Origin of the sequence: Nonomuraea turkmeniaca, from assembly GCF_005889735.1 — a bacterium.
Lineage (GTDB): Bacteria > Actinomycetota > Actinomycetes > Streptosporangiales > Streptosporangiaceae > Nonomuraea > Nonomuraea turkmeniaca.
The window spans coordinates 13218-24975 of sequence record NZ_VCKY01000084.1 but is presented as its reverse complement, the minus strand read 5'-3'; the positions used below and the strand labels follow the sequence as shown (position 1 = coordinate 24975).

Genomic DNA, 11758 nt, shown 5'->3' with positions numbered 1-11758 from the left:
GCGGCATACACACGGTATCTGAACCGGCAGCTGCGGTCGGTGGCGGCGGTCTACCCCGAGGTCGTACGCCGGTGCCGTGTCGGCGGGCTGCCGGTACCCGTCCGCGACACGCTGGCGCAGCGGATCAAGGCGCTGGATCCGGCGGCGGCCGCTGCGGCGCGGGAAGGCGCCGACGGGGTGCGCCGCCTGCGGTCGGCGGGCGGTGACCCGCCGAAGACCGAGGGTCTGCTGCGGCGGGTCCAGATCGACCACACGCCGGTCGATCTGGAGGTGGTCGATGAGCGGCATCGGCTGCCGATCGGCCGTCCGCATGTCACCGCGGCCGCCAGATCGTTTCATCGGAGCGTTTCAACCGTCCACCTGTTTGCACCGACCTATGAAACGCCGTTCGACCAGGACGAGCTCGACCGTAGATCGCCTTTCACGGGTCCTCGCCTGTGAAACACCGCTAGCGCTCTGTCTTGTGGGCGGATGAGCGGACGACGGCGGCATCGCGGGAGGCCATCGCATCCAGGAGACCAGCGCCATGCTGATGGAGCCGGCGCACGGTGAGCACGGGGGTGGCGTACAGGACGGCGCCGGACAAAAGGATGGCGGACAGGGCGGTCACCCATCCCGAGCCGCCGGAGACCGCGCCGATGACACCGGGCAGGACGGCAGCCAGCAGGACCACAGGGAAGATCGTCATCTGTCCGCCGGTCGGATCGCCCGCCTGCTGGCCCGGGTAGATGCGATCGCGGGCGTCGGTGCCCACGGCCGGCATCAGGAGCGCGAGCAGTGGTGCCACCGCGCAGGCAGTCGCGGCAGCGGCGATGGCGCCGCCAACGGCGGCTGCTCCCAAGGGTGAGCCGGTCGCGGCCCACAACGCGGCCGCCAGCAGAATGGACGGGACGCCGAACAGCAACGCCCAGGCCGCCATCCGCCCGCGCACGTCAGCTCTGAGAGCGCCCGGTGTGGTGAGAAGCTGCCACAGGGCCGTGCCGTCCAGGGCGTAGGTGTTGATGGCGACCATCGCGCCGAACACCGCCGCCGCGGGACCCGCCAAGGGCAACGCCCAACTCCAGCCGGTGAGCGCGATGATGAGCGCCATCAGCAGCGGGGTCAACCAGGCGCTGCGCAGCTCCACGCCGCGCGCCGGGTCGCGCAGCCAGGTGGCCAGCTCTCGCGAGACGACCGCCGACACCTGCGGGGTCGTGAACGGCAACGGCAGTGCACGTTCTGGTATGGCCGGCCGTCGCGGTGCCGCTCGGCGAGATGGCCGGCGCAGGGCGCGAGCCGTCAGCGCGATCCAGCCCAGCTGCAGCAGGGCGCCCGCGGCCAGCAGGGCGGCCAATGGCAGCATGGCCGCGCCGAAACCGGCGCCGTCGCGGGCGGCGAGTGCCGCGCCGTAGCCCCAGCCGGTGGGCAGGGCGGCGAGCACGTCGATCACCGGCGCGGGCAGGTGTCCGAGGGTGGGCGTGACGAGCGCGGTGTCCCCCTCGCCGAGACGCGGCAGCAGCCACGCGGCGATGGGAACCCATCCGGCGAACGACAACGCGAGCATGACCGCGGTTTGTGTGGCTGCCATGGTCACCCCGGCCCGGGTCTGCAGCAGCCAGGCTGCCAGTGCCGCCACCGTCTTGCCCGCCCAGATGAGCAGGTACAGCTGGGCCACCACCGCCCCGACGGCGATCGCCATTGCCGCGGGGCCGCCCGGTGCGGCCAGTACCACCAGGGACGACAGGCTCACCAGCGTGATCAGCGGGCCGACGCCCAGCAGTTCGGTCCACGACAGCGCCCGCGCCAGCCGCCATGACCGCAGCGGATAGCCGCGTAACCACTCGAGTGAGATGACCGATGGATCGTGGCGAGGCTGGGCCAAAGGTCCGAACACCCACATGCCACCCCACACAGTGAGCGCCACCGCGATCCAGCCCTCGTGGATCACGCGGGGAGCCAGCGTCGAACCCGCGATCACCAGGGCGGCCAGGACCAAGCCGGTGACCAGACTGAAGGCACGCTCGTTATGCGGGCCGTTACGGAGCAGGCGCAGCTTGAGCGCGACCAGGGTGCCCGTCATCGCAGCCACTCCAGCGGACGCACCGGGTCGGCGCCCACCAGCTCGATGAACCGCTCGTTCAGCGTTGAGCCCGCGGCCACCTCCTCCACCGGCCCTTCGACCAGCACCCGTCCACCGGCCACCACTGCCACCCGGCGGCAGTTGCGTTCGACGAAGTCCATGATGTGGCTCGACAGGACCACGGTGCCGCCGGCGTCGACGTACTGCTTGAGCACCTGCTCGATGGAGTGGGCCGAGACCGGGTCGATGGCTTCGAACGGTTCGTCCAGCACCAGGACGCGGGGCCGGTGCAGCAGCGCCAGCGCGAGATTGATCTTCTTGCGCATGCCGGTGGAGTACTCCACGATCAGCGTGCGCGGGACCGCGTCCAACCGGAGGATCTCCAGCAGGTCACCCGCGCGTGCCTGCCAGCCGTCGTCCAGGCCGCGCAGCCCGGCGCTGTAACGCAAGACCTCAGTGGCGGTCAGCCGCTCGGGCAGGGACAACCCGTCCATCATGACGCCCAGCTGGGCGAGCGCGGCCTCCCGATCGGTTCGCAGATCATGGCCGGCGACCTTGATCGTCCCAGATGTCGGCTCTCGTAGCCCGCACACGGCCGTCAAGGTGGTGGTCTTGCCTGCCCCGTTCGGTCCGACGATGCCATAGAACATCCCCGGCGGAACGCTCAGGCTGAGCCGATCGACGGCAAGCACGGATCCGAATCGCTGGGTGAGGTCCGCCACCTCGATGGCGGGGACGGAGAAATCGAGCACGGCCTTCTTTCCTGAACGTTTGGTGAGCGGGTTCTTCGTCGCAAGCACGGGAACGGCACGCGCCGTGCCGAGAGCGGACGCGGTCATTTTGGGCGGCCATCCGTCAACCTGTCAACACGGCACGTGCCGTGCCGATAAGATGGCGTCGTGACCACCAGCCACCACGATCGAGCCGCCACGCGCACCAAAGCGATCATGCAGGCCACGCTTGCCCTGGCTCGGGAGACCGGCTATGCCAAGCTCAGCATCGAGGCGGTCGCTGCCCGCGCCGGCGCGGGCAAGCACACGATCTACCGCCGCTGGCCCTCAAAGGGTCTGCTGTTTCTCGACTCGCTGCTGTCGCTGAACGAGCCCGTCCTCGACTATCCCGACACCGGCGACGTCCTGGCCGACCTGCGCCGGCAGATCTACGCGGCGGTGGACCTGCTGGCCAATCCACCCTGGGGCCCGCTCTACCAGGCACTGGTGGCCGAGGTTCAGCACGACCCCGCGGTCGCCGCCGGCTTCAACGAACGCTTCATCCGCCCACAGACCGACAAGACCATCACCCGTCTCAAGACGGCCCAAGACCAGGGGCAGGTTTCGCCCGACTTCGACCTCGACCTGGCCATGGCGATCCTGTCCGGACCTCTGTACTTCCGGCTCCTGATCACTCAGGAGCCCATGACCCATGATTACGTCGATCGCGTCCTCCAAGCCCTCTTCGCCGGTATGAGCCCGAGGCATTGAACTGGAAAGACGCTCCTGCCGCGCGTAGCCGAATTTCTGCTGTGCAACCGCCCTTTTATCGCAAGCCGCCGAACCCCGGAGTGGCAACCCGCCGTAGCCCGGGGAGTCCCGAGCCAACGTGAGCGGCCGCAAACGTCCCGCAAGCCGATAGCCGGTAATTGGCTGAGTTGTCCCGGCGTGATACGAGGACGGCCGTGCACAGGACTTCGAACATTCGTGCAGGCGGCTCCGGAAACCGACAGCGGCTCTCTCCGCCGAAGCCGTCACATCGGACGGCAGGGGACTCATGGACAGGACTAGACGGGGCCGGTGCTCGCCGCGATCCGCCGGCGAATGGCGGCCAGCGCACGATCCGCCCTCGAGAAGTCGATGCGTGAGGTCTTCTCATCGTCCGTGCTGACCTTCGTCGTCACGGTGAAGCGGTCTCCCGGCACGATCAGAGTGAACCGTTCGGCCACCGTATCCTTCTCCTGCGCATCCACGAAGGCGTAAGTGGGCTCGGCGTCCTCGGTCCGCCGCGCGTCCGAGGGCAGATCGAGCCGAACGGTCCTGACATTGACCGAGACTATGTCCCGGTAGCGGTATTCGCTCGTCTGCTCTTCGGGCTCACGTTTGCCCGTGATGGAATCCAGCGTCGTCCGGTACGCGCCGAGTTTCTGGTCTGCCATGCACACGACGAAGACGGTGTAACGAGAGGCTATATAGCCCTCTCCCACCTTGAAGTGCCGCACCAGCTTGGTTTTCGGGGGATCGGCCGGGCCCACGATGACGAGCGGGTCGGTGATGCGCCCCGTGTTGTGCAGCTCCTCCATCACGATGCCCAGACGGGTGAGTGCTCGCTGGACGATGACGTCCACATCGTGTTTGAGCCACCGGGTTATCTGCTGTTCCGTGGGAAGGCTCGCCTCGTAGTCGCGTCGCCGCTCCGCATAGTCAGCCATCGCTCGACGGAACAGACGATGGTGGTGCCAGTTGGCGAACAGCGCCCTGAAGGTCAGGAAGGCGCCGAGGGAAATCGTGGCGACGCCCAGGGCGCCGATATACGGAGCAGGCGAAAAGGCTGATCGCAGAGAATCCTCGTACGTGGCGAGAAGCGCTATGGCGACATAGATGATGGCGCCGCCGCCCGCCAGGGGGAGCAGCCCGTAAACGGGGTTGAGGCTTGGTTCCCGGACAGGTGCCGCGGGCGCCGGCGTGAACAGGGTGCGCATGCGGTGCTCGCGCTCGGTCTGCTCCTCCTCACTCAGTTCTGGGACACGAATGGGGACCGTGCCGCCGGGGGTCACGCGTTCGTCGAGGGCCTGCCATGTCGGTGATTCGCGGACCGAGATCGCCGTCACGATTCGTCGTGCCCACTTCAGATCCAGGTCCGCGCCCGCTCTCTGGGCGTCGTCGGAAGATCCGCCGTCACGAAGGAAGGCGTGGTCGAGGTCTTCGTTGAAGATGGCCATGAGGGCGGTGGCCGCCATCGACTCCGGATCCAGCTCGCAAGCCCGCGCCAACAGGGCGTGGATCTCGTTCTGCGCCCGATCCGGATGAGCGCGTGGGCGTCTTCCCTGGAGCTTGGCGAAGGCGTATTCCGCGCGAACTTCGGCCTTCTTCTTGTTCGGGGACGCTGGTTCGTGCTTCAGGTAGTCGGCATAGTGCTGGCAGGCCTGCGACCACTGTCGTTCCGACAGCGACCGGCGGGCCGCCCGGAGGTGTTCCTTCGGGGACCGGTTTCCGGAGTAGAAGTTCTCGATGTTCTGCTGATTGGTGACCGGGGCGTGATTGTTGACGTGCATCTCGCTCTGGTCGGGGCCGGCGTCGGCCTTCTCGTTGGCGAGATCCGTCATTTCAGCCGCCGATGATCGCCGACACCGCGGTGATTGCTCCAGCGACCTTCGTGACGGCGTCGGCGGACGCGCCACCGGTGGTGAGCAGGTCGTGAAGCTTCTGCAGGGAAGCCTTGAGACGGCCGGTCGGCTGCCCGTCCGCCTCGGTCAGGCTCTCCTCCACTTCGGCGACGACTTCCGCCCCTATGACCGGCGGGACGGATCCGGCTGCGATCAGGTGTCTGAGTTGTGCGATGCCGGCTTGAACATCAGCCTGCGGAAAAGAGATGCTGCGGTCGATGTTGGTCTGGTTGGTCACGGACCCGAAATTGTTGACCTGCACGTTTGCCCCCCACCTGGCTCGGTGACATCTCTGGTGCCAGTGAATCAGCGCGAGCGCATTCGCACTGTGCATCGTTCCGGAGAGTCAGAGCGTTGCAGGAGCCGTTCACATACAAGACGGCCATGGGGATCCGTAGAAATGTCGAGCGGCGCTGCGCCGGGCAGAGCACGCTGGTGCCGGTGCGGAGGTGAGCCGACGCGCTGCCTCGGGACGGCCGTCAGGGCCGGGGGCGGAGAGGATCATGAGCGCCTGTCGCCCGCCTGTGAAGAAAGGCCTCAGCGGGCCGGGTGCGTCTCCGTGGCGAGCACGCGGAGTTGCTCGGCGAAGGCGAGGGCCTGCTCGGAGGTCAGGCGGGGCTCGGCGCCCACGTAGAAGACCACGATGTCGCCCGCGGGCGATCGCACGGCGTTGAAAGGAATCATGATGCCGATGATTCTGCCCGGTGATACCGACAGTTTCCGGGGTTGAACCTGGCGAGAGGGTCATCTGTCTAATCTCGGAACGGTATTCGGGGGGCCGTCGACATTCTCTGCCCAGATGACCGACAGGGGAGCGGAAACGTGGGCGTGGCACAACGGCCGGAGATGCTGCCGGCCACAGGCTCAGATCCCAAACTGGCGCTCGTGCTGGGCGAGCGTGCGCTGCAGGTGAACGGGGATCTGCAGACCGCCCGGCGCTGGTTCGACGCCGCCTACCGGCAGGCGGAGTCGTATGGGGATCCGATCGCGCTCGCGGTCGCCGCGCTGGGGCTGGGCGGGGTGTGGGTGCACGAGCACCGTACGTGCGCCGAGTCCGAGATGGTGCGGGCCCGGCAGCGGCACGCGCTATCACTGCTCCATCCCGCTTCGCCACTGGCCCTGCGGTTACGCGTGCGGATGCGGGGCGAGGAGGACTATCGCGCCGGCCACCATCTGGCGATCATGGAGCTGCTGGGGCAGACCAGGGACTCTGGGGACCCGGTGGCGCTGGTGGAGGCGTTGAGTCTGGCGCACCACTGCCTGCTGGGACCCGAGCACGGGGTGACCCGGCTGGAGCTGGCCAGGGAGCTGATCGGGCAGGCGGCGGTCACGGAGCGCAGGGGCGACCTGATGATGGGGTTGCTGTGGCGGACGGTCGATCTCTATCTGGCCGCCGATCCGCATGCCGGGCGATGCCTGGAGGAGCTGCGCGGCCTGCTGGAGGAGGACGCGTATCTCGCGGCGGGGTACGTCGTCAACGCCATCGACGTCATGCTGACCATCCGGGCCGGGCGGTTCGTGGAGGCCGAGCACCTGGCGGGGGAGTGCTTCGAGCGCGGCGTCGCGGCCGGCGACATGGACGCCACCGGCTGGTACGGCGGCCAGCTCGGCGCCATCCGCTGGTACCAGGGCCGCGCCGCCGAGACGTTGCCCGCGCTCCAGGACCTGGCCAGCTCGCCCACGCTCAGCCCGATCGACAACTCGTACGTGGCCGGCCTGGCGCTGGCCTCGGCCATGGCCGGGGATCGGCGGTCGGCGGCCGGGCACCTGGCGCGGTTGTCCGGCCGGGACCTGGCGGACCTGCCCAGGTCGAGCAGCTGGCTGGTCTCGATGTACTGCGTCGTGGAGACCGCGCACCTGCTCCAGGACGCCGCCACGGCGGCGCAGGCGTACGCGTTGCTGAGCCCGTTCGCGGACCTGCCGGTGATCGGCAGCCTCGGCGTGGTCTGCTTCGGATCGGTGCACCACTCCCTGGGCCTGGCCGCCCTCACCGTCGGCGACCTGGACCGGGCGGCCGGGCACCTGCGCGCCGCCGTGCAGGCGAACCTGGCGCTGGGGCACTGGCCGGCGGCCGCGCTGTCCAGGTGCCGCCTCGGGCAGGCGCTGGCGCTGCGCGCCGGGCCGCAGGACGAGGCGGCGCTCGCGGAGCAGGCCGCCGCCGCGCGGGAGGCGAAAGAGCTGGGCATGGTGCTGCCCGTCGTGGTGGGGCGGGCGGACGGAGAGTGGCGGACCTGCCGGTTCCGCCGGCAGGGTCGGCACTGGCAGGTCGAGCTGGGCGGGCGGGTCACGCTGGTGGAGCACAGCGTCGGCGTGGCGCATCTGGCGACGCTGGTCGCCAATCCCGGGCGCGAGATCCTGGCCGCCGATCTCGCCGCGGGAACCATCGGGGTCGAGAGCTCCTCGGCGCAGCCGGTGCTCGACGACCTGGCCAGGGGCGCCTACCGGGAGCGGCTGGCGCAGTTGCAGGCCGAGATCGACGAGCTCGAGGCCATGAACGACCTGGAGCGGGTGACGGCGCTGCGGCTGGAACGCGAGTGGCTGGTGGCCGAGCTGTCCGCGGCGACCGGCATCGGCGGGCGGCCGCGGCCGTTCGCCGGGAGCGAGGAGCGCGCCAGGATCGCCGTCGGCAAGGCCATCAGGCGGGCGTTGTCGCGCATCGCGGCCGTGGACCCGGTGATGGGGGAGGACCTGCGGGCCGCCGTGCAGACGGGGCTCCGCTGCTGCTATCGCCCCAGGTAGAGGCGGCTCCCACACCGCGGTCCTGATCCGCACGGCTGCCTGCCCTTCCCGGAGGGTGGCACGGCGCCGACCTCGCGCGATCATGCGCCGGGCCGCCTGTGGCATGACTAGCCCCTCCTCACCTCAGGGAAGCGGCAGGTCGCATGGTGGAATACAAGGCGGGGAGCGACGGAACAGGAAAGTGAGCCACCCATGGAACACCGCACGTTGGGACGTACCGGACGCCAGGTCGGCGTCGTCGGCCTCGGGGCCTGGCAGCTCGGCGCCGACTGGGGTGAGGTCTCCGAGGACGAGGCCTTCGCCACGCTGGGGGCCGCCGTGGACGCGGGCGTCACCTTCATCGACACCGCCGACGTGTACGGCGACGGGCGCAGCGAGCAGATCGTCGGCAGCTTCGCCAAGGGCCGCCCGGAGCTCACCGTGGCCACCAAGATGGGCCGGCGGCTGGAGCAGATCCCCTCGAACTACGTGATGTCCAACTTCCGCGCCTGGAACGAGCGCTCCCGCCAGAACCTCGGCGTGGACACGATCGACCTGGTCCAGCTGCACTGCCCGCCGACCCCGGTGTACTCGGCGGACGCCGTGTTCGACGCCCTGGACACGCTGGTGGCCGAGGAGAAGATCGCCGCGTACGGGGTCAGCGTGGAGACGTGCGAGGAGGCGCTGACCGCCATCGCCCGGCCGGGCGTGGCGAGCGTGCAGATCATCCTGAACGCGTTCCGCCTCAAGCCCCTGGAGCAGGTGCTACCGGCCGCGCGGGCCGCCGGGGTGGGCATCATCGCCCGCGTCCCGCTGGCCAGCGGCCTGTTGTCAGGCCGGTACGACGAGCACACCACGTTCGCGCCCGACGACCACAGGACCTACAACCGGCAAGGTGAGGCCTTCGACGTCGGTGAGACCTTCTCGGGCGTGGACTTCTCCACCGGCCTGGAGGCGGTCCGCCGCCTGGCGCCCCTGGTGCCGGAAGGGGCGACCATGGCCCAGTTCGCGCTGCGCTGGATCCTGGACCAGGAGGGCGTCTCGGTCGTCATCCCGGGCGCCCGCAACCCCGCCCAGGCGACGGCGAACGCGGCGGCGGCCGGCCTTGCGCCGCTCCCCGCCGAGACGCTCGACGCGGTGCGGGCCGTCTACGACGAGCTGATCCGCCCTCAGGTCCACGACCGCTGGTAGGTCAAGGACGATCGGGGGTGAGCTGCTGGACAGGGCGACGCTGTACGGTTCGCGAGCCCCCTACGCTGAAGGGCATGATTCGTCCCGCAACGCCCGCTGACGTGCCCGCGATCCTCGACATGATCCGCGAGCTCGCCGAGTACGAGAAGGCCGCCCACGAGGTACGCGCCACCGAGGAGGACCTGCACGCCGCGCTCTTCGGCGACAGCCCCGCCACCTTCGTCCACATCGCCGAGCAGGACGGCGAGGCCGTCGGCTTCACCCTGTGGTTCCTCACCTTCTCCACCTGGCGGGGCGTGCACGGCATCTATATGGAGGACCTCTACGTACGCCCCCAGCACCGCGGCGGCGGCCACGGCCTGGCGCTGATGGGGGAACTCGCCAGGATCTGCGCGGAGCGCGGCTACCAGCGATTCGAATGGTCGGTGCTCGACTGGAACGAGCCGAGCATCGGCTTCTACGACAAGCTCGGTGCGCTCAGGCAGGACGAGTGGCTGAAGTACCGGCTGTCCGACGAGCCGCTCCAGCGTCTGGCCGAGCGGCGGGACTGATGACGAGGTCGCACAGGTCACGCACGGTGACGTGACCTGCGTGACATGTCCGTTAAACCCCGGCGTGTGACCTGGGCCTGATGTGCTGGCTCTCCTCGAACGTCTCCATGCCCGGCTCCTCGAAGTCGCGGTGCGTCTCCTCCATGCGCAACGCGACCCCCATCGCGAAGAACGTGGGCGCCCATTCGCCGACGAAGATCCCCCACCGGTCGGCGCGATCAAGGCCTGCGGACTCGGTGTTCCGCGAAACCATCCAGGACGCGCAGGCCAGGCCTATCGAGCACAGCCCGGCGACATACATGTGGTTGGACTTGATGCCCATCTTGTGCAGTGTTTTGATCATGGTTCCCCCCTTGCTGTGAGAGCTGGTACCCGGGGGACGCGGCAGTAACCGAACATTACGAGCACGTTTCCGCTGTGACGGTTGTGCGCGGCATGTTACAGCGGTGAATCACATGTAACGAGCGCACAGCCACGGACTGTCAAAGTGCGTAACGAGCCCTTCCTACCTTGGGAAACCCCGGACGCCGAGCGTAGGAGAGATCGATGGCGCGCTGGATCGCCGACTGGCACCCCGATGACCCAGCATTCTGGGAGAGTTCAGGCAAGCGTGTGGCGCGCCGCAACCTGATCTTCTCGATCGTTGCCGAGCACCTTGGCTTCACCGTGTGGACCCTTTGGAGCATCGTGGCCACCAAGATGGGGGCCTACGAGTTCACCACGGATCAGCTGTTCTGGCTGGTCGCCCTGCCGAACCTGATCGGGTCCGCGCTGCGGATCCCGTACACGTTCGGCCCCGCCAGGTTCGGCGGCCGCAACTTCACCATCGTGAGTGCGCTGCTGCTGCTCATTCCGGCCATCGCCCTCGGGATCGCGGTCAGCAACCCGAACACGCCGTACTGGTTGTTCCTCGTGATCGCGGCCCTCGCCGGGTTCGGCGGTGGCAACTTCGCCTCGAGCATGGCGAACATCACCTACTTCTACCCCCGCAGCAAGCAGGGGGTCGCGCTCGGGCTGAACGCCGCGGGCGGCAACATCGGCGTCAGCTCCGTACAGCTCGTCATGCCGCTGGTCATCGGCTCGCTCGGGCTGGCCGCGGCCGGGTGGTTCTGGCTCCCGCTCATCGTCGCGGCCGCCGTCTGCGCCTGGTTCTTCATGGACAACCTGACCAGTGCCAAGGCAAGCCCGCGCCAGCAGCTCGCGGTGGCCGGCAAGGCCCAGACGTGGATCATGTCGTTCCTCTACATCGGCACGTTCGGCTCGTTCATCGGCTACTCCACCGCGTTCCCGCTGCTGAGCAAGAGCCTGTTCCCCGAGGCCCCGTTCGCCGTCGTGGCGTTCGTCGGGCCGCTGGTCGGCTCGCTGATCCGGCCGGTCGGCGGCTGGCTGGCCGACAAGCTCGGCGGCGCCCCCGTCACCCTGTGGAACTTCGCCGCGATGGGCGGCGGCGTGCTGCTGGTCTGGATGGCCAGCACCTCCGGCAACTTCTGGATGTTCTTCCTCTCCTTCCAGCTGCTGTTCCTCACCTCCGGCATCGGCAACGGCTCCACGTACCGCATGATCCCGGCGATCTTCCAGGCCAAGGCAGTGGCCGAGCGTGGTGAAAGCGAGGAGGCGCTGCTGCACGGCAAGCGGCAGGCCTCGGCCGCCGTCGGCATCATCTCGGCGGTCGGAGCGTTCGGCGGGTTCCTCATCAACCGGGCGTTCGGAATGGCGTTCGCGGCGGCCGGCACCCCCGCTCCCGCCTTCCTCGCCTTCGGCCTCTTCTACGCCTCCTGCTTCGCGCTCACCTGGTGGTGCTACACGCGCACGGTCGGCGTCAAGGTCGTGGCCAGCCTCGCCTACGCCAGGGTCTAAGGGGAG

At 68.8% G+C, this 11758-nt stretch carries 12 protein-coding genes; 6 read left to right on the top strand and 6 right to left on the bottom strand.

All coding sequences use genetic code 11. The annotated features are described in order from the left end of the window. Positions 1-39 precede the first annotated feature (39 nt). On the top strand, positions 40-441 hold the full coding sequence (locus ETD86_RS24215) for a hypothetical protein (protein WP_138668451.1): 402 nt from the start codon (positions 40-42) through the stop codon (positions 439-441). A 7-nt stretch (positions 442-448) separates the two neighbouring features. Here ETD86_RS24215 and ETD86_RS24210 read toward each other — a convergent pair whose 3' ends face one another. After that, positions 449-2059 (bottom strand): hypothetical protein, encoded by a 1611-nt coding sequence (locus tag ETD86_RS24210; protein ID WP_138668450.1) that lies wholly within the window; start codon positions 2057-2059, stop codon positions 449-451. Beyond that, positions 2056-2811 (bottom strand): ABC transporter ATP-binding protein, encoded by a 756-nt coding sequence (locus tag ETD86_RS24205; RefSeq protein ID WP_138668467.1) that lies wholly within the window; start codon positions 2809-2811, stop codon positions 2056-2058. The genes ETD86_RS24210 and ETD86_RS24205 overlap by 4 nt, the downstream gene beginning before the upstream one ends. Before the next feature lie 147 nt (positions 2812-2958). On the opposite strand from ETD86_RS24205, the gene ETD86_RS24200 reads away from it, so the two are divergent. Beyond that, positions 2959-3540, top strand: a complete 582-nt coding sequence (locus ETD86_RS24200) for a TetR/AcrR family transcriptional regulator (RefSeq protein ID WP_246148107.1) — start codon at positions 2959-2961, stop codon at positions 3538-3540. 296 nt (positions 3541-3836) lie between these two features. On the opposite strand, the gene ETD86_RS24195 is transcribed toward ETD86_RS24200, so the two are convergent. From ETD86_RS24195 to ETD86_RS55370, 3 genes are all read right to left on the bottom strand, one after another. After that, entirely contained in the window at positions 3837-5375 is a 1539-nt protein-coding gene (locus ETD86_RS24195) for a hypothetical protein (RefSeq protein WP_138668449.1), read from the bottom strand. 1 nt (position 5376) lies between these two features. Continuing rightward, positions 5377-5673 carry a hypothetical protein gene (locus tag ETD86_RS24190; protein WP_138668448.1) on the bottom strand — a complete coding sequence of 99 codons (297 nt, stop codon included), beginning with the start codon at positions 5671-5673 and terminating at the stop codon, positions 5377-5379. Positions 5674-5972: 299 nt separating this feature from the next. Continuing rightward, positions 5973-6119 (bottom strand): hypothetical protein, encoded by a 147-nt coding sequence (locus tag ETD86_RS55370; protein ID WP_170223238.1) that lies wholly within the window; start codon positions 6117-6119, stop codon positions 5973-5975. 138 nt (positions 6120-6257) lie between these two features. Between ETD86_RS55370 and ETD86_RS24185 the strand changes: the two genes are divergently transcribed. The 3 genes from ETD86_RS24185 (at position 6258) to ETD86_RS24175 (ending at position 9895) form a co-directional block, all read left to right on the top strand. Next, a complete protein-coding gene (locus ETD86_RS24185; RefSeq protein ID WP_246148106.1) occupies positions 6258-8174 on the top strand; it encodes a hypothetical protein in 1917 nt (638 codons plus the stop codon). A 192-nt stretch (positions 8175-8366) separates the two neighbouring features. After that, complete coding sequence (locus tag ETD86_RS24180) at positions 8367-9344, top strand: aldo/keto reductase (protein WP_138668447.1); 978 nt, start codon at positions 8367-8369, stop codon at positions 9342-9344. A 74-nt stretch (positions 9345-9418) separates the two neighbouring features. After that, a complete protein-coding gene (locus ETD86_RS24175) occupies positions 9419-9895 on the top strand; it encodes a GNAT family N-acetyltransferase (protein ID WP_138668446.1) in 477 nt (158 codons plus the stop codon). A 52-nt stretch (positions 9896-9947) separates the two neighbouring features. Here ETD86_RS24175 and ETD86_RS24170 read toward each other — a convergent pair whose 3' ends face one another. After that, positions 9948-10238: a hypothetical protein gene (locus tag ETD86_RS24170; RefSeq protein WP_138668445.1), complete on the bottom strand. Its 291-nt coding sequence runs from the start codon at positions 10236-10238 to the stop codon at positions 9948-9950. A gap of 203 nt (positions 10239-10441) precedes the next feature. On the opposite strand from ETD86_RS24170, the gene ETD86_RS24165 reads away from it, so the two are divergent. Then, positions 10442-11752: an MFS transporter gene (locus ETD86_RS24165; RefSeq protein ID WP_138668444.1), complete on the top strand. Its 1311-nt coding sequence runs from the start codon at positions 10442-10444 to the stop codon at positions 11750-11752. Positions 11753-11758 lie beyond the last annotated feature (6 nt).